The sequence below is a fragment of the Aeromonas sp. OTU364 genome, assembly GCF_038440395.1.
GTDB lineage: Bacteria > Pseudomonadota > Gammaproteobacteria > Enterobacterales > Aeromonadaceae > Aeromonas.
Map to the genome: position 1 here is coordinate 1 of NZ_JASATR010000025.1, position 16,833 is coordinate 16,833.

The 16,833-nt window shown below is 64.6% G+C and carries 15 protein-coding genes; 12 read left to right on the forward strand and 3 right to left on the reverse strand.

Annotation, left to right across the window (positions count from 1 at the left end):
- Positions 1-103: 103 nt before the first annotated feature.
- Positions 104-1,054, reverse strand: coding sequence for a ribosome biogenesis GTPase YlqF (ylqF, locus tag AAHB08_RS19390; RefSeq protein ID WP_139437034.1), 951 nt, complete (start codon positions 1,052-1,054; stop codon positions 104-106).
- 326 nt (positions 1,055-1,380) lie between these two features.
- Here ylqF and AAHB08_RS19395 point away from each other — a divergent pair, with 326 nt between their 5' ends.
- The 8 genes from AAHB08_RS19395 (at position 1,381) to uhpC (ending at position 10,014) form a co-directional block, all read left to right on the forward strand.
- Positions 1,381-2,772, forward strand: a complete 1,392-nt coding sequence (locus AAHB08_RS19395) for an alkaline phosphatase (protein WP_342059822.1) — start codon at positions 1,381-1,383, stop codon at positions 2,770-2,772.
- A gap of 23 nt (positions 2,773-2,795) precedes the next feature.
- Complete coding sequence (locus AAHB08_RS19400) at positions 2,796-4,163, forward strand: alkaline phosphatase (RefSeq protein ID WP_342059823.1); 1,368 nt, start codon at positions 2,796-2,798, stop codon at positions 4,161-4,163.
- Positions 4,164-4,213: 50 nt separating this feature from the next.
- Positions 4,214-4,897 (forward strand): hypothetical protein, encoded by a 684-nt coding sequence (locus tag AAHB08_RS19405; RefSeq protein WP_342059824.1) that lies wholly within the window; start codon positions 4,214-4,216, stop codon positions 4,895-4,897.
- An 82-nt stretch (positions 4,898-4,979) separates the two neighbouring features.
- Positions 4,980-5,714 (forward strand): substrate-binding periplasmic protein, encoded by a 735-nt coding sequence (locus AAHB08_RS19410; protein WP_342059825.1) that lies wholly within the window; start codon positions 4,980-4,982, stop codon positions 5,712-5,714.
- Positions 5,715-5,941: 227 nt separating this feature from the next.
- Complete coding sequence (gene rnk / locus AAHB08_RS19415) at positions 5,942-6,337, forward strand: nucleoside diphosphate kinase regulator (protein ID WP_025327497.1); 396 nt, start codon at positions 5,942-5,944, stop codon at positions 6,335-6,337.
- A gap of 210 nt (positions 6,338-6,547) precedes the next feature.
- Positions 6,548-7,138, forward strand: coding sequence for a transcriptional regulator UhpA (gene uhpA / locus AAHB08_RS19420; RefSeq protein ID WP_139437025.1), 591 nt, complete (start codon positions 6,548-6,550; stop codon positions 7,136-7,138).
- Complete coding sequence (gene uhpB / locus AAHB08_RS19425) at positions 7,135-8,652, forward strand: signal transduction histidine-protein kinase/phosphatase UhpB (protein ID WP_342059826.1); 1,518 nt, start codon at positions 7,135-7,137, stop codon at positions 8,650-8,652. Before uhpA ends, uhpB begins: the two co-directional genes overlap by 4 nt.
- Positions 8,653-8,679: 27 nt before the next feature.
- Positions 8,680-10,014, forward strand: coding sequence for an MFS transporter (gene uhpC, locus AAHB08_RS19430; RefSeq protein ID WP_342059827.1), 1,335 nt, complete (start codon positions 8,680-8,682; stop codon positions 10,012-10,014).
- 102 nt (positions 10,015-10,116) lie between these two features.
- Here the strand turns inward: uhpC and AAHB08_RS19435 are convergent, their stop codons facing one another.
- Positions 10,117-11,244 carry a GGDEF domain-containing protein gene (locus AAHB08_RS19435; RefSeq protein WP_139437019.1) on the reverse strand — a complete coding sequence of 376 codons (1,128 nt, stop codon included), beginning with the start codon at positions 11,242-11,244 and terminating at the stop codon, positions 10,117-10,119.
- Between the two features lie 485 nt (positions 11,245-11,729).
- On the opposite strand from AAHB08_RS19435, the gene AAHB08_RS19440 reads away from it, so the two are divergent.
- The 4 genes from AAHB08_RS19440 to AAHB08_RS19455 all read left to right on the forward strand — a co-directional run bounded on the left by AAHB08_RS19440 (position 11,730) and on the right by AAHB08_RS19455 (position 15,339).
- On the forward strand, positions 11,730-12,530 hold the full coding sequence (locus tag AAHB08_RS19440; protein ID WP_342059828.1) for a transporter substrate-binding domain-containing protein: 801 nt from the start codon (positions 11,730-11,732) through the stop codon (positions 12,528-12,530).
- A 96-nt stretch (positions 12,531-12,626) separates the two neighbouring features.
- Entirely contained in the window at positions 12,627-13,586 is a 960-nt protein-coding gene (locus tag AAHB08_RS19445; protein WP_342059829.1) for an amino acid ABC transporter permease, read from the forward strand.
- The gene (locus AAHB08_RS19450) at positions 13,570-14,313 is read left to right on the forward strand and encodes an amino acid ABC transporter ATP-binding protein (protein ID WP_342059830.1); all 744 of its coding nucleotides are present in this window, start codon (positions 13,570-13,572) and stop codon (positions 14,311-14,313) included. The genes AAHB08_RS19445 and AAHB08_RS19450 overlap by 17 nt, the downstream gene beginning before the upstream one ends.
- Positions 14,314-14,499: 186 nt before the next feature.
- The gene (locus AAHB08_RS19455; RefSeq protein WP_342059831.1) at positions 14,500-15,339 is read left to right on the forward strand and encodes a sterol desaturase family protein; all 840 of its coding nucleotides are present in this window, start codon (positions 14,500-14,502) and stop codon (positions 15,337-15,339) included.
- Between the two features lie 86 nt (positions 15,340-15,425).
- Here AAHB08_RS19455 and AAHB08_RS19460 read toward each other — a convergent pair whose 3' ends face one another.
- Positions 15,426-16,826, reverse strand: coding sequence for a basic amino acid/polyamine antiporter (locus tag AAHB08_RS19460; protein ID WP_342059832.1), 1,401 nt, complete (start codon positions 16,824-16,826; stop codon positions 15,426-15,428).
- Positions 16,827-16,833 lie beyond the last annotated feature (7 nt).

The following is a 16,833-nucleotide window of genomic DNA, read 5'->3' on the forward strand; positions in this document are numbered from 1 at the left end:
TGGGTTGGGCCTACTTTTCCCTGCCCTCGCCCCTCACAAAAACGCCAATACGGTACCCGGCGACCCGGGGGGCGCCTCTTCATTATTCTTGCCACAATAGCGGTTATTTCTGACGCTTTCTGGCGTACTTGCGACGGGCCCGCGCCTGGCGCTCCTCTTCCCGCTCCGCCTTCTCCTTGGCCTTCTGCTCCGCCTCCTCGGCCGCCAGCACGATCTCGGCGCTCACCATCTCCGGGGTCTCCAGGGAGATGCGCCCCAGCATGCCTGAGCGGAACTCGTTGACCAGGATCTCGGAGGCCTTGTGCAGATCCGCCAGGCCGCCCTTGCGCATGAAGGCGCGCTGGCGGGCGATGAGCTCCAGCAGCTCGATCTCGGTCTCGGGCAGATCGCTAATCTGGTACCGCGCCTTGATCCGCTCCGGATAGGCCTTGATGAAGTAATCGGCGGCGAACATGGCGATGTCGGCGTAGTCGAAGACGGTGTCCTTGATGGCCGCTGTGATGGCCAGCCGGTAGCCGCAGGAGGGCGGGTTGAGCTTGGGCCAGAGGAACCCCGGGGTATCTGTCAGGATGACGTTGTTGTCCAGCTTGATCCGCTGCTGGGACTTGGTCACCCCCGCCTCGTTGCCGGTCCGAGCTATGATGCGCCCCGCCAGGGTGTTGATCAGGGTGGACTTGCCCACGTTGGGGATGCCCATGATCATGGCCCGCACCCCGCGCAGGTCGAAGTTGCGCTCCGGCAGCATCTCGTGGCACAGGGTCAGCAGCGCCTTGATCTTCTCCGGCTCCTGCTGGGTCAGGGGCAACGCCTTGATCCCCTTCTCTTGTTCCATGTGCGCCACCCACAGCTCGGTGATCGCCGGATCGGCGAGATCCGCCTTGTTCAGCACCTTGATGACGGGAGTATCCCCACGCAGCTCGGGCACCAGGGGGTTCTCGCTGGAGAAGGGGATGCGGGCATCGAGCATCTCGATGATGACATCGACCTGGGGCATGACCTCGGCAATTTCTTTGCGGGCCTTGTGCATGTGGCCGGGGAACCAGTTGATGGACATATCCGTTACTCTCTCATTGGGGATGCGGGCTCCCGCCGGGGGCTGCGGGCGCCTGGTGATGCGCCAGACCGCTGGCACTCATCGCAAGGGGGCGCATTTTACCTGCTGCGGCCCCGATTTGACAGGCCATTGTGGCAACGGGCGTACACGGCAGCGGCGCCGGTGCCACCACGACCGCCCGGGGCCAAAGGTCAGACAGCAATCAATAACTCATTGATACAACATAACATTTATCTGGCACCTTCATCGTATTGTCATCCAGACTCACTAAAAGTGTCATCTGCCCCCTCTAGGCTGCGCTCAGGTTTTACAAGGAGCGAACCCCAATGAGAAACATGGCAGGACTTGCAGTGATGATAGGCGCCACCCTGGTCGCCGGCTGCAACTCCAACAACGACAGCAGCACCCCGGAGCCCAGCGCCAAAAACGTCATCTTCTTCCTCGGCGACGGCATGGGCCTCAACACCCTGACCGCCGCCCGCATCTACGGCGTGGGGGAAGAGGGCAGCCTCACCATAGACAGCCTGCCGGAAACGGCCTTCATCAAGACCTTCTCCCACGACGCCCAGGTTACCGACTCGGCCCCCTCCATGGCGGCCTACATGACAGGGGTCAAGAGCAACAACGGCGTCATCAGCATGGACAGCGACGCCACCTATGAGAGCGACTGCAGCAAGAGCGCCGGCAAGCCGGTCACCACCCTGCTGGAGCTGGCCAAGGCCGACGGCCGCGGCACCGGCGTGGTCACCAGCACCCGGGTGACCCACGCCACCCCGGCCGCCACCTATGCCCACATCTGCAACCGGGACCTGGAGGCGGACATCGCCGCCCAGCTGGTACCGGGCGGCGCCGGCTACAACACGGCCCTGAAAGAGGGGCTGGACGTGGTGCTCGGTGGCGGCAGCAGCTTCTTCCTGCCAAAAGCCGACAAGGGCAAGCGGGAGGATGGCCGCAACCTCATCGACGAGATGCAGGCCAAGGGCTACCAGTTTGCCAGCACCCTGGACGAGCTGAACCAGGCCGAGGCGGGCAAGCCGCTGCTGGGACTGTTTGGCTCAAGCCACATGAAATATGACCTCGACAGGCCCGCCAGCGAGCCGTCGCTGGCCCAGATGACCCTGGCCGCCATCAAGCAGCTCAAGGAGAAGGAGAAGGGCTACTTCCTGATGGTGGAGGGGGGTCGCATCGATCACGCCCTGCACGACACCAACGCCAAGCGCGCCCTGCAGGACACCCTGGCCTTCGACGACGCCATCAAGGCCACCCTGGACGAGGTGAAGAAAACCGACCCCGAGCTGAAGAACACCCTGATCGTGGTCACCGCCGACCATGACCACACCCTGGTACTCAACGGCTACGCGAAGCGCACCGGCAAGACCACGGCTGGCAACCCCGGGGTGCTCGGGCTGGTGAAGAACTACACCGATGGCGAGCCGAGCAAGGACAGCGACGGCATGCCCTACACCATCATCGGCTTTGGCAACGGCTACAACCGGGTGGACGGCCCGCGCAGCAGCGTGGCGCCGCTGGACGATGCCACCGTCTCCGCCGACGACTATCACCAGGAGGTGGTGGTCAAGGTGGGCGAGATAGGAAACGAGACCCACGGAGGCACCGACGTCTTCCTCGGTGCCATCGGCCAGGGAGCTGACAGCTTCCACGGCTCACTCGATAACACCGCCGTGTTCGGCAAGGTCAAGGCTGCGGCCAAGCTGTGAGGATCATTCCCGTGAGAAAAACCATGAACAAGACCCTGGTCTGCACCGCCCTGTTCGCCGCCCTCGGCGGCCTCTCCCAGGCCCACGCCGCCGACGCCAAGAACGTCATCCTCTTTATCGGCGACGGCATGGGCCCCACAGTGCTCACCGCCACCCGCCTCTACAAGGTGGGGGAAGAGGGAAATCTCGAGATGATGAAGCTGCCACGCAGTGCCCGCATCAAGACCTTCTCCCACGACGCCCAGACCACGGACTCGGCCCCCTCCATGGCGGCCTACACCACCGGGGTCAAGATGAACAACGAGGTGATCGCCATGAGCAGCGACACCAGGGCCGTGGCGCCGTCCAAGGATGCCAACGGCAACAAGGGCATCAACAACTGCACCGGCGACAACGGCACCCCGGTGCCGACCATACTCGAGCTGGCCAAGGCGGCGGGCAAGTCGGTGGGGGCCGTCACCACCACCGAGCTGACCCATGCCACCCCGGCGGCCACCTACTCCCACATCTGCCACCGGGATGCCGCCTACGCCATCGCCGAGCAGGCGGTACCGGGCGGCGCCGGCTTCAACGCCGCGCTCGGGGACGGGGTGGACGTGCTGATGGGAGGTGGCGCCAATCACTGGACCCCCTACAGCGCCAGCAACAAGGGGGGCCGGGCCGATGGCCGGGATCTCACCGCCGAGCTCGGTGCCCAGGGCTATCAGTACGTCACCACCCAGAGCGATCTCGCCAAGGTCGGTAGCGGCAAGGTGCTGGGCCTGTTCAGTACCAAGTCCCACCTCGACTACGAGCTGGACCGCGTCGCCAAGGGAGCGGCCAACACCCAGCCGTCCCTCTCCGAGATGACCGCCAAGGCGATCGATCTCTTGAGCCAGAACAGCCAGGGTTACTTCCTGATGGTGGAAGGGGGCCGCATCGACCACGCCCTGCACGCCACCAATGCCAAACGGTCGCTGACCGATGCGGTGGCGCTGGACGAGGCGGTCAAGACGGCGCTGGGCAAGGTGGACCTGACCGATACCCTGATCGTGGTCACCGCCGATCACGACCACACCATGACCATCAACGGCTACTCCGCCAAGGGCAACCCTGTGCTGGATCTGGTGAAAAATAGCGACGGCTCGACCCAGAACGATGTGGATGGCAAGCCCTTCACTACCCTGGTGTTCGGCAACGGCCCGAACCGCGCGGATCAGCGCCCCACCCTCACCAGCAACGAGGTGATGGGGGACGACTACCTGCAGGAGACCGGGGTCAAGCTGGGCTCGGAGACCCACGGCGGCGGCGATGTGATGCTGTTCGCGGGCGGCGCCGGCAGCGGCCGCTTCAAGGGCACGCTCGACAACACCCTGGTGTTCGGCAAGCTCAGGGAGGCGCTCGGCCTGTAAGAAAGCGGGCCCGGTGTCACGCCGGGCCCGCTTCTTTCGAGCGATCACCCATGATGCGACTGTTACTTCCGTTATGGCTTCTTGGCAGCAGCCTCTGCTTCCCCCTGCTGGCCGACGAGGCGCCCGATCTGGCCGCCCGCATCCGCTATCAGGACAGGATCACCAGCAGCGACGGCATAGCCCGGGAGAACCACTGGCAGGAGAAATGGATCCGGGTCGGCAACCAGGTGTGGAGCCAGCGGCTCATCCCCCTGCCGCTCGCCCGCGCCTACCACGCCAGCCACGATGCCACCCCGGGCCACAAGCACTTCACCCACCAGATGGCGGCACGCTGGGTCAGCCGCAGTGATGAGGGGGAGCTGCAACTGCGCTACGCCGACGCCTGGCACAACCAGCTGGTGGAGGTGCCGCCGGAGGAGTATGGCCAGGTGGCCTTCACCCCCCACTGGGACAAGCTTCGCCACCTGGTGGATCCGGCCTTGCTGCAGGGCATGACCCCCCTCAACGACGCGGCCCCCGAGCAGGCCCGCTGGTACGAAAAACGCGAGGGCAGGCAGCGCACCCGCATCCTCTGGTCGAGCCAATGGCAGTTGCCCCTGGTGGTGGAGTCCGCGAGCCTGGACGGCTATCGCAGCTACCGGATGGAGGTGACCCTCAAACCCCTGCCAAAGCAGCTGCCCTGGCAGCAGCTGGGCGGCTACCAGACCCTGGATCTGCGGGACTTCTTCGACTGACGGCCCGCTCCCCCCGATGGGTTGGCTGACTTGGGGTAACGGGATGTTACACTCTGTGTACTCATCCCTGACCCGGTCTCCTATGCGCCTTTCCCTACTGTTTCTGCTCTGCTGCGCCCTCCTCTTCCCGGGCCCCGGCGCCCACGCCGTGGTGGTCCTGGCCGCAGACGTTCCCCCTTATGTCATTCGCTCCCAGCAGGGGGCCCCGAGCGGCATGGCCATCGAGGTGCTGGAGGAGGCGGCCCGCCGCCTCGGGGAGCCCCTGGAGATAGAGCTGATGCCGCTGGCCCGTGCCCTCAGCCAGACCCGCCACCGGGCGGACGTCCTGCTGTTGCCACCGGCCCGAAGTCCCCAGCGCGAACCCCTGTTCCTCTGGATTGCCCCCCTGCTGGAGGAGGCCTTCGTGCTGGTCAGCCACCGTCAGCACCACCCGGCCCCGCTCTCGGCCAAGGCGCTGACCGGCCTGACCCTGGGGGCGATGCGCGGCTCTCATGGTCAGAGCCTGATCCAGCCCCTGAAGGGGGTAACCCGGGAGCTGGTCACCGAGGAGGTCAACAATGCCAGCAAGCTGGCGCTGGGCCGCATCCAGGGCTGGGCCGTGGCCTGGAACACGGCCCGCTACAACCAGCAGCGGGCCGGCTTGCCGCTGGGGGATCTGGTGCGCGGCGACACCCTGCAAGAGAGCGCCCTCTATCTGGCCGCCAGCCCGCGGTTTCCTGCGGCCGAGGCGCTGCGCTGGCGCAAGGCGATCGAGGGGATGCGCGAGGATGGCAGCCTGGCGCACATCCTCAAGCAGTACGATTATCAGGCGCCCTGACCCTGGGCCGGACATTTGCCAAAGCCATTCAGAATGGTTATGGTATCCCCATGAAAGCGCTCATGATTTTTTCCAGTCTGCTCACACCCCGTTGAGCCCCCGCCCTCGCCCCTGACAGCGAGTCGCTCGGGGGCATCGCGCTTGCGATCTATTCTCACAATCCGAACCCTTTTTCGACCAGCTTGTCCGTCATCCTGGTCCTTTCAGCCATTGATAAGGAATACCCAATGCAACAGCCTCATCTCGTCATCTCCAACCTGGATCTGGATCGCATCGAGCAACTGCTCGGCAACCACCCGCAACACCTGGCCCTGCAAGAGGAGCTGAACCGCGCCGAGATCCGCGACCCCGCCGACATGCCGCCGGACGTGGTGACCATGAACAGCACGGTGCGCTTCAAGATGCAGAACAGCGGCAACGACTTCTGCCTGACCCTGGTCTACCCGAAGGACGTGCAGGGGGACGAGTCGAAGATCTCCGTGCTGGCACCGGTCGGCAGCGCCCTGCTTGGCTTGAAGGTGGGTGACAGCATCGCCTGGCCGGGCCCCGCCGGGCGCACCATACAGGTGGAGATCCTGGAGGTGGTCTATCAGCCGGAGCGCGCGGGCGAGCTGCACCGCTGACCGGGCCGGGCACGCTCTGCCGCCCAGGCGAGCAGGGCGTGCCTCTCCTTATATTGCCGCCCTGAATCCCGCACTCGGGTGAAGCACCCATCACAGCATCTCCTGCCCCGGGGTTCTCCTCCCCCTTGAGCCTCCCCTTGAGCAAGAAGGCGAGCGGGAGTATCTTGTTGGCCGCGCCAGCGCCCTGGCCGCAGATTTCAGGCTGACATCATGATAAAAATTGCCCTCATCGACGATCACCAGATAGTCCGCTCCGGCTTTGCCCAGTTGCTCAATCTCGAACCCGATCTGCGGGTCGTCGCCGAATTTGGCAGCGCCGCCGACGCCCTCGCCGGCTTGCCGGGCAGCGGCGTCCAGCTGTGCGTGTGCGACATCTCCATGCCGGATCAATCCGGGCTGGACCTGCTCAGGCAGCTGCCCGCCGGCCTCGCCGTGGTGATGCTGTCGGTGCACGACAGCCCGGCCCTCATCGAGCAGGCCCTGCAGGCCGGCGCCAAGGGGTTTCTCTCCAAGCGCTGCAGCCCGGAGGAGCTGATCGCCGCGGTGCGCACCGCCGCCCAGGGTGGCTGCTACCTCACTCCGGACATCGCCCACAAGCTCGCCAGCAGCCACAGGGATCCCCTCACCAACCGGGAGCGGGAGGTGGCCCAGCTGCTGGCCGGCGGCATGGAGGTGAAGGCCATCGCCGAGCGCCTCGGCCTCTCCCCCAAGACGGTGCACGTGCACCGCGCCAACCTGATGGACAAGCTCAACGTCAACAACAACGTGGAGCTGGCCCACCGCATGCTGGACAGCTGGTGATCTCCCGGTTTGCCAGCTATGTCGCCATCGCCCTGGCGGCCAGCTTCATCTTCGCCGCCGGCTGGTTCTGCCTCTGGAGCATAGGCCTGCACCTGGTGGAGAGCCCGGTGCTGGCGGTGCTGCTGTTCCCCTTCGGGCTGCGTCTGGGCCTGCTGTTGCAGAGCCCCCTCCCCTACTGGCCGCCCCTGCTGCTGTGTGAGGCCCTGCTGCTGTACTGGCTCGATGGGGAGGTGGGCATGCCCCTGTGGCCCCTCATCCTGGCCGGCAGCCTGCTCACCCTGCTGCCGCTGCTCATCGCCCGTCGCCAGCGGGTACGTGACGACTGGCAGCAACTGCTGGTGCTGCTCGCCACCGTCACTGTGGCGGCGGCCCTGCAATCCCTGCTCTGGCATCTGGCGGGGGAAGATGGCCTCACCGCCCTGCTGCTCACCCTCACCGGCGGCCTCACCCTCACCTCCACCTGCATGCTGATCTGGCACTATCTGACCCGCGCCACCTGGGTGCCGCTCGGTCCTGCCCTCATCGATCAGCCGGTGGACTGGCGCTTTCGCCACCTCATCTGGTACCTGCTGCTGTTCGTGCTGAGCCTGGGGCTGCAGCTCGGCCTGCCGGACTCCCTGGTGCGCTTCACCCCCTTCTGCCTCGCCATTCCCATCATGGCCATGGCCTGGCGCTACGGCTGGCAGGGGGCTCTGCTCGCCACCCTGATGAATACGGTGGCCCTGATGGCGGGCCAGGCCTGGCACGAACATCCCCTGGATCTGCTGCTCTCCCTGCTGGCCCAGAGCCTGACCGGCCTGCTGCTGGGGGCCGGCATCCAGCGCCAGCGCGAGCTCAATCAGGCGCTGATCCGCCAGCTCGCCCACAACCGCCAGCTCACCGAGCGACTGCTGGAGACCGAGGAGAGCATCCGCAAGGAGGTGGCCAGGGAGCTGCACGACGACATAGGCCAGACCATCACCGCCATCCGCACCCAGGCGGGCATAGTGCGCCGCCTCGCGCCGGACAACCCCAATGTCGGCCAGAGCAGCGCCCTTATCGAGACCCTGTCGCTCGGCATCTACGATGCGGTGCGCGGCCTGCTCGGTCGCCTGCGCCCGCGCCAGCTCGACGACATGAGCCTGGAGCAGGCGGTGCGCGGCCTGCTGCGGGAGCTTGAGCTGGAGCGGCGCGGCATCGTCACCCGCCTGGAGTGGGGGCTCGTGGATGAGGCGCTCTCGGACGCCCAGCGGGTCACCCTGTTCCGGGTCTGTCAGGAGGGGCTCAACAACGTGGTCAAGCATGCCAATGCCAGCGCCGTCACCATACTGGCCCGCCAGCAGGCCGACAGGGTGCTGCTGCAACTGGACGACGACGGCTGCGGCCTGCCCGAGCAGACGCCCCAGGGCTATGGCCTGCTCGGCATTCGCGAGCGGGTGCAGGCGCTGGGGGGCACGCTGCGCCTCTCCTGCGCCCAGGGGACCCAGCTGACTGTCAACCTCCCCAGCCGCAAGCGGGAGGAGTCCCATGACTGATCCAGGATCCAGCAGGCAGGGCGCCCCATGCTGAGCTTTATGAAGAGCCGCCCGGCGGCCCCTCTGGTGCGGGATCAGGCCGAGATCGATGCCAGCTATCGCCATTGGCGCCTCCACATACTGCTGACCATGTACCTGGGTTATGCGGTCTTCTACTTCACCCGCAAGAGCTTCAACTTCGCCATGCCGGACATGCTGGCGAGCGGCATCCTGGACAAGGCCGACATCGGCATGATGTGGACCCTGTTCTACCTCACCTATGGCTGCTCCAAGTTCGTCTCAGGCATCATCAGCGACAGGGCCAACCCCCGTTACTTCATGGGGCTGGGGCTGATGGCGACCGGGGTCATCAACATATTGTTCGGCCTCTCGTCGGCCCTCTGGATGTTCGTGGCACTCTGGATTGCCAACGCCTTCTTCCAGGGCTGGGGCTGGCCCCCCTGCTCCAAGCTGCTGACCAGCTGGTACTCGAGGACAGAGCGCGGCTTCTGGTGGTCTGCCTGGAACACGGCCCACAACGTGGGCGGGGCCCTGATCCCGCTTATCGTCAGCACCATAGCCCTGCAGCACGGCTGGCGCTACGGCATGATAGTGCCCGGCCTCATCGCCATACTGGCCGGGCTGCTGCTGTGCTGGCGGCTGCGGGACACCCCGAGCACCCTGGGGCTGCCCACGGTCGGACAGTGGCGAAATGACGCCCTGGAGATGGCCCAGCAGACCCAGGATGTCGGCCTGGACCCGCGCCAGATCCTGCACAAATACGTGCTCGGCAACCCCTACATCTGGCTGCTCGCCTGCTGCTACGTGCTGGTCTACGTGGTGCGCACCGCCATCAACGACTGGGGCAACCTCTACATGACGGAGCAGCGCGGCTTCAATCTGATGAGCGCTAACTCGGCCATCTCGATGTTCGAGGTGGGGGGCTTTATCGGCGCCCTGGTGGCGGGCTGGGGCTCGGACAAGCTGTTCAATGGCAACCGGGGCCCGATGAACCTCATCTTCGCCATGGGGATTCTGCTCTCGGTCGGGTCGCTCTGGCTGATGCCCTTCTTCAGCTACGTGATGCAGGCGGCCTGCTTCTTCACCATCGGCTTCTTCGTGTTCGGCCCCCAGATGCTGATCGGCATGGCGGCCGCCGAGTGCTCCCACAAGGATTGCGCCGGGGCCGCCACCGGCTTCGTCGGGCTGTTTGCCTACATGGGGGCGGCGCTGTCGGGGTATCCGCTGGCCAAGGTGATGGAGATCTGGCACTGGAACGGCTTCTTCGTGGTCATCTCGGTGGCGGCCGGGGTCTCGGCCCTGCTGCTGCTCCCCTTCCTCAAGGCCCAGGCGCCGCGTACCCTAGCCACCGAAGCGGGCTAAGAGGCCGCCTCCCGACCCTGCTGCCGCACCTCTTCAGGCTCAAAGCCCAGGCGCCGCGTACCCTCGCAGCCGAAGCGGGCTGAACATCAGGGTCATCAAAGATCAGGCCGGCAGGCAGACCCGGTTCTTGCCGCTGCGCTTGGCCTGATAGAGGGCGCGATCCGCCTGCCCGAACAGGGTGTCGAGATGCCAGCCCCGGGCATAGGGCACCAGCCCCAGGCTGGCGGTGACCTGGATGCCGTCCAGGGGCAGCGTCGCTATGCCCTGGCGGATCTGCTCGCAGCGCGCCTGCTGGGCCGGGGCATCCCCCTCGGGCAGCAGCAGCACGAACTCCTCGCCGCCGAAGCGGCTGGCCACCAGATCCCCCTGACCGGCCAGATAGGCCCCCACCGCCGCCAGCACCCTGTCCCCCGCCTCGTGACCGTGGCGATCGTTGATCTGCTTGAAGTCATCGAGATCCAGCACCACCAGGGCTCCCTGTTTGGGCGCCTGTGCACAGCGCTCCATGAAGCCACGCCGGTTGAGCAGACCCGTCAGGGGATCCTGGCTCGCCTGCCGTCGCAGGGCCAGGGCCCGGTACTGGGTACAGAGCAGCAACACCCCGAAGGTGGAGAGGTAGTTGCCCATCAGCATGGAGAGGAAGGGCAGCACATTGACCACGTGCTGATCCATCAGCACCCTCACCTCGCCGCTGAGCAGGGCCCCCATCCGGATCAGGTTGAAGCCGTAGAGCAAAATGTTGACCACGGTAAACACTAGAATGGCGGGCAGATAGGCGGGATAACCGTGGCGCCACACCTGCCACACGATCACTGCCCCCAGCACCATGTAGCTCAGGCAGGCCAGCAGCACCCGGGGCGCCATCTCGTCGTTGAACAGCACGCTCCAGCAGAGGATCAGCAGGTAGACCAGCATGAAGAGCGCGAAGGCCCGCCAGGCCGGCGGCTCGCCGAAGAAGCGCTGCAGGGCCAGCGGCATCAGCGCGATGCAGAGGGTGATGAGCAGGTTGGCCAGCCAGATCCCCGCGATGTGGGGGGCGAACGCCTGCATAAAGAACAGCGACTGGGCCGCCAGGGCACAGAGGCTGGACCACCACCAGAGCCCGAGGCCGGGGATCTCCCTGTGGGTCGACCAGATGATGGAGAGGGTGATGAACCCCAGGCTGTAGCCCCCGAGGGCCATCAACATCAGGGTAAACACGTCCAGATTGAGCAGAATTGAGGCGTCCATTCCCGAACCTTACTATGGGGATGGCTGAGTATATGGGAAGCCCATGACAAGACACAGAGGGAGCCCTCTGGCGCAAAGAAATATTTTCCAGACAGCCAACTGGCCCCCTCTCACTCGGCCAGCCGGCCTGATGCCTACGTTCCAGGTTCGTTCGGACCCAGATTTCCCGCCGACCACACAGCAAAATGCCTGCCAACTATTTTTGCACTTGAACCCGCGCCCTTAGATAGATATGTTGTTTTCATGTGGTTTTATGAGCCGTGCCGCGAGGAAAAAGTGCCACTAACCTATTGAGTCGTCTGACACAATCGGATTTTGGTACATTTTTCACTCACCGGATGGAGAATAGAATCTCATATGGGGCTTTTGCCTCAATCAAGACAATAATCCTGTCTTGCCTGCTGCCGGATGCAGCAGTCTCTTGTGCCATGGAGTCGCACGGAGCAGGTTCAAGGCCGAACACACTTACGACAGAGACGTCACTTATGATCAAAAAACTCATTCTCTCTACCCTGCTGCTGTGCGGGCTCGCCAATGCTGCCACCAGCTCAGCCCCCAGCTCCACCCTGGACGCCGTGCTGGAGCGCGGTGTGCTGCGGGTCGGCTTCGACGCCGGCTATCAACCCTTCGAGATGACCAACAAGCAGGGCCAGTACATCGGCTTCGACGTGGATCTGGCCAAGATGGTCGCCAAGGAGATGGGCGTGAAGGTGGAGTTCGTCAACACCGCCTGGGACGGCATCATCCCGGCCCTGCTGACCGACAAGTTCGACGTCATCATGGGCGGCATGACGGTCACCCCCCAGCGCAACCTGCGCGTCAACTTTGCCGATCCCTACATAGTCGTGGGCCAGACCATAGTCCTTCGCAAGGACAAGGCGGGGGAGATCAAGTCCTTCCAGGACCTCAACGACCCCAAGTACAAGATCGCGGTCAAGCTCGGCACCACCGGCGAGCAGGCGGTCAAGCGCATGATCCCCAAGGCTACCCTGCTGCAGTTTGAAACCCAGGACGACGCCAAGCTGGAAGTGATCAACGGCAAGGTGGATGCCTTCGTCTACGACCTGCCCTACAACGCCATCTTCGCCTCCCAGAACACCGGCGCCGTGGTGCACCTGGACAAGCCCTTCACCTTCGAGCCGCTGGCCTGGGCCATCCGCAAGGGGGATCAGGACACCCTCAACTGGTTCAACAACTACCTGCGCCAGATCAAGGGCGACGGCAGCTACGACCGTCTCTACAAGAAGTGGTTTGAATCCAACGCCTGGCTCAACCAGCTCAAATAACCTCTCAAGGGGCGGCTCGCCGCCCCTTCACGCAGACCCCACACAATAACGACAAGAGAGGTTGTGACAGTGATCAACCCCAAAATCACAAGACAGATGGAAAAACAGCCCAACCTGCTGCTCTGGCACGGCGTCTTCCTGCTGATGGTGCTGGCCGCCATCTTTGGCATCTACAAGGCCGTGCAGGCGGTGGATTACACCTGGCGCTGGGAACGCATTCCCCAGTACATCGCCTATCAGGCCGAACAGAAACAGTACGCAGAATTTGACGGCACAGTGGTGACCGGCACCACAGCCGCAGAGAAGGGGCAGCTCTTCCTGCAAGACGATCTCGACCCCAACCGTCGCCAGGCCATCGCCAGCACAGGCGCCCAGGTTGCCGAAGGGGATACCGTCTTCCTCGGTGACACCCTGGATGTGCAACTGAGCTGGACCGCCGGCCCCATCGCCTGGGGTGTCTGGGTCACGGTCAAGCTCTCCCTGGTGGCTGGCGTCTTCGCCATCCTGCTGGGCACCCTGGCCGGCCTCGCCCGCCTCTCACCCAATCCCGCCCTGCGCAACCTGGCGGTCACCTATGTGGAGCTCATTCGCGGCACCCCGCTGCTGGTGCAGATCTTCATCGTCTACTTCTTCATCGGCACAGTGCTCAACCTCGACAGATTCACCGCCGGGGTGGCGGCGCTGGCCGTCTTCACCGGCGCCTATGTGGCCGAAATCGTGCGCGCCGGCATCAGCTCCATCCACAAGGGGCAGATGGAGGCGGGCCGCAGCCTGGGCCTCACCTCGGCCCAGACCATGCGCTATGTGATCCTGCCCCAGGCGTTCAAGCGGGTCTTGCCGCCGCTGGCGGGCCAGTTCATCAACCTCATCAAGGACTCCTCCCTGGTCTCGGTCATCTCCATCACGGATCTCACCAAGGCGGGACGGGAGGTGGTCAGCTCCACCTTCAGCCCGTTCGAGGTGTGGTTCACCGTGGCCCTGCTCTACCTGGTGCTCACCGGCACTCTCTCCTTCCTGGTACGCCGTCTGGAGGTGAAATATGCGCGCAGCAACTGATCCCATTATCAAAGCTCGCGGTGTAGAGAAGTTCTACGGCACCGAGGTGCACGCCCTCAAGAACGTCAGCACCCAGGTGGCGGAAGGGGAAGTGGTGGTGATAGTGGGCCCGAGCGGCTCTGGCAAATCCACCTTCCTGCGCACCCTCAACCAGCTCGAGACCATCAACGACGGCCATATCGAGGTCGATGGCATCAGCCTGACCGAGCCGGGCGACGTCAACAAGCTGCGGGAAGAGGTGGGCATGGTGTTCCAGTCCTTCAACCTCTTCCCCCACTTGAACGTGCTGGACAACATCAGCCTCGCCCCCCAGAAGGTGCGAGGGTTGTCCCGCCAGGACGCCGAGGAGCGGGCCAAGGCCCTGCTGCTGAAAGTGGGGCTGTCGAACAAGGCCCAGAGCTACCCCTCCCAGCTCTCCGGCGGCCAGCAGCAGCGGGTGGCCATCGCCCGGGCGCTCGCCATGCAGCCGCGCATCATGCTGTTTGACGAGCCCACCAGCGCCCTGGACCCCGAGATGGTGGGAGAGGTGCTGGACGTCATGAAGGGCCTGGCCAAAGAGGGCATGACCATGGTGGTGGTGACCCACGAGATGGGCTTTGCCCGGGAAGTGGCGGACAGGGTGCTCTTCATGGAGAGCGGCGAGCTGCTGGTGGATGAAAAGCCCAGCGACTTCTTCGACAATCCCCCCTCCCCGCGCCTGCGCCAGTTCCTGAGTCAGGTGCTGTAAACAGGAGCAGAAGAGGGAGCCCTGGGCTCCCTCTTCACTATTCTCACCTCGCCACCTCCCCCTGATCCTTCACTGGGCTGCAAGCCGTCATCTGGTTGCCCGTCGCGCGGACGGTGACAGGATGTTAATGAAATTTTAAATCCATTCGGTATGCTGGAACCCAACTGGTCCAACCGGATGCCTCACATGGATGTGCAACTGCTGCTGCTCTACCTCTCCCCCCTCTTTCTGGCCTTCGTCGGCTGGGAGATGCTCTATCTGCGCAAACACGGGGCGGCCTTTCCCACCGCCACCTATCATTGGCGCGACCTGTTCGCCAATGCCGCCCTGGCCCTGATGCACCAGGGGGGCGATGCCCTGGCGGCCATCGCCATCGCCTATCTCTATGACGCGCTGTGGGGCTGGCGACTGTTCGACATAGAGCTCAATGTCTGGAGCCTCTTGCTGCTGTTCCTGCTGCAGGATCTCTGCTACTGGCTGTTCCACTTCGCGAGCCACCATGTGCGCTGGCTCTGGGCCTCCCACGTGGTGCATCACAGCTCGGAGCGGCTCAACCTCTCCACCGCCTTTCGCCAGAGCCTGATGTATCCGGTCTCCGGCATGTGGCTGTTCTGGATCCCCATGATCCTCATCGGCTTCCCCCCCGAGGCGGTGGTCGCCACCGTGCTGCTCAGCCTGGGTTTTCAGTTCTTCGTCCACACCCAGGTGGTGGGCAAGCTCGGCTGGCTGGAGGCCATCTTCAACACCCCCTCACACCACAGGGTGCACCACGCCAGCAACCCCAGATATATCGACCGCAACTTCGCCGGGGTGCTGATCATCTGGGACAGGCTGTTTGGCACCTTCGTGGAGGAAGACCCCGCCGAGCCCTGCCGCTTCGGCATCACCAAGCCTATCCACAGCTTCAATCCCCTCACCCTCACCTTCCACGAGTGGCGCGACATGGTGCAGGAGGCCCGAGGCCTGCCCTGGTCAGAGAAGCTCAAGGTGCTGTTTGGCAAACCGGCGGGTCCCGCCAGCCGCTAAGTCCTTGCCGCAGCTAAAACAAGTCCGTGCCGCAGACAAAAAGAGAGCGCCCCTGGGCGCTCTCTTGCATTTGATCATCAGCTCGCTCAGACGTGGGCAAAGGACCAGATGGCGGGCACCAGGCTCACCAGGGTAATCCCGGCCAGCAGCCGCTCACGCCCGCTGAGCCGCTGATCCGCCCCGAGCTGGCGGCGGCTGTAGAGAAACAGCAGCAAACCTGGCCCGTAGAGCAGCAAGGAGAGCAGCAGGTACTCCACCCCGGCGGCATAGAGCAGCCAGAGACCGTAACCGCTCGACACTAGGGCCACCGCCCGCACCAGGCCATTGCCCTGCCCGCTTAAGGAGAGCTTGAGCAGGAACAGGCCGATGAGCAGGTAGGGCACCAGGATCATCGAGGTGGAGATGAGCAGCAGGTTGGTGTACCCCTTGCCGAGCAGCCACACCAGCAGCAAACAGCCCTGCACCGTCAGGCTGGTGAGCCAGAGCGACGCTATGGGGGTGCCGTTGCGATTCTGGCGCCGGAAGATGGCCGGGAAGGCGCCGTGACGCGCCGCGCTGAACGGCACCTCGGCCGAGAAGAGGGTCCAGCTCACGTAGGAGGCGAGCACCGACACGATGAGACCGGCGCTGATGAGCACCTTGCCCCAGGATCCCGTCATCTGGGCCATCAGTCCCGCCATGGAGGGGTTGGGCAGGGCCGCGAGCTCGGGGCGACTCAATATCCCCAGCGCCAGCACAGAGATGAGCACATAGAGCAGCAGCGCCAGCACCACGCCGAGCACTGTGGCCGTGCCCACGTCCCGCTTGTTTCTGGCCCGGGCCGAGAGCACCGCCGCCCCCTCGATGCCGGTGAAGACCCAGAGGGTGATGAGCATGGTGTTGCGCACCTGCTCGGAGACCGGCGTTGCCAGGGTACTGCCCTGCTGATCCGCCGCGAAGGTGACAGGATCGAACCAGTAGCAGGCGAACAGGATGAACAGCAGCAGCGGCAGGCTCTTGGCCAGGGTCGCCACCAGGTTGAACAGGGCCGCCTGCTGCACGCCGCGGGCCACCAGCAGGTGCACAGCCCAGAGGATGCAGGACTCGCCGATGAAGGCCCCTAGGGTGTTGCCGTCACCAAACCAGACCTTGTCAGGGGTATCGACGAAACTGCCCAGCGCCGCGAAGGCGATGACCAGATAGCCCACCACGCCGATGGTGGCGCAGAGCCAATAGCCCCAGGCGGAGAAGAAGCCCACCAGATCGCCAAAGCCGGCGCGGGCATAGCTGTAGATGCCGCCGTCGAGATCCGGTCTTAGCCGCGACAGATAGAGGAAGCTCGCGGCGAGCGCCAGAATGCCCACCCCGGTCACCCCCCAGCCGATCAGCACCGCGCGCGCCCCCGCCACCTCGGCCATGTTCTGGGGCAGGCTGAAGATCCCCGCCCCCACCATGGAGCTGAACACCAGGGCGGTGAGGGACCAGAGCCCTATCTTGCTCTCTTTCATGGGATCT

What these genes read in the sequence shown, in the direction of transcription:
- ylqF (WP_139437034.1), bottom strand. Translation starts at nt 1,054, where the DNA reads ATGTCCATCAACTGGTTCCCCGGCCACATGCACAAGGCCCGCAAAGAA.
- AAHB08_RS19395 (WP_342059822.1), top strand. Translation starts at nt 1,381, where the DNA reads ATGAGAAACATGGCAGGACTTGCAGTGATGATAGGCGCCACCCTGGTC.
- AAHB08_RS19400 (WP_342059823.1), top strand. Translation starts at nt 2,796, where the DNA reads ATGAACAAGACCCTGGTCTGCACCGCCCTGTTCGCCGCCCTCGGCGGC.
- AAHB08_RS19405 (WP_342059824.1), top strand. Translation starts at nt 4,214, where the DNA reads ATGATGCGACTGTTACTTCCGTTATGGCTTCTTGGCAGCAGCCTCTGC.
- AAHB08_RS19410 (WP_342059825.1), top strand. Translation starts at nt 4,980, where the DNA reads ATGCGCCTTTCCCTACTGTTTCTGCTCTGCTGCGCCCTCCTCTTCCCG.
- rnk (WP_025327497.1), top strand. Translation starts at nt 5,942, where the DNA reads ATGCAACAGCCTCATCTCGTCATCTCCAACCTGGATCTGGATCGCATC.
- uhpA (WP_139437025.1), top strand. Translation starts at nt 6,548, where the DNA reads ATGATAAAAATTGCCCTCATCGACGATCACCAGATAGTCCGCTCCGGC.
- uhpC (WP_342059827.1), top strand. Translation starts at nt 8,680, where the DNA reads ATGCTGAGCTTTATGAAGAGCCGCCCGGCGGCCCCTCTGGTGCGGGAT.
- AAHB08_RS19435 (WP_139437019.1), bottom strand. Translation starts at nt 11,244, where the DNA reads ATGGACGCCTCAATTCTGCTCAATCTGGACGTGTTTACCCTGATGTTG.
- AAHB08_RS19440 (WP_342059828.1), top strand. Translation starts at nt 11,730, where the DNA reads ATGATCAAAAAACTCATTCTCTCTACCCTGCTGCTGTGCGGGCTCGCC.
- AAHB08_RS19445 (WP_342059829.1), top strand. Translation starts at nt 12,627, where the DNA reads ATGGAAAAACAGCCCAACCTGCTGCTCTGGCACGGCGTCTTCCTGCTG.
- AAHB08_RS19450 (WP_342059830.1), top strand. Translation starts at nt 13,570, where the DNA reads ATGCGCGCAGCAACTGATCCCATTATCAAAGCTCGCGGTGTAGAGAAG.
- AAHB08_RS19455 (WP_342059831.1), top strand. Translation starts at nt 14,500, where the DNA reads ATGGATGTGCAACTGCTGCTGCTCTACCTCTCCCCCCTCTTTCTGGCC.
- AAHB08_RS19460 (WP_342059832.1), bottom strand. Translation starts at nt 16,826, where the DNA reads ATGAAAGAGAGCAAGATAGGGCTCTGGTCCCTCACCGCCCTGGTGTTC.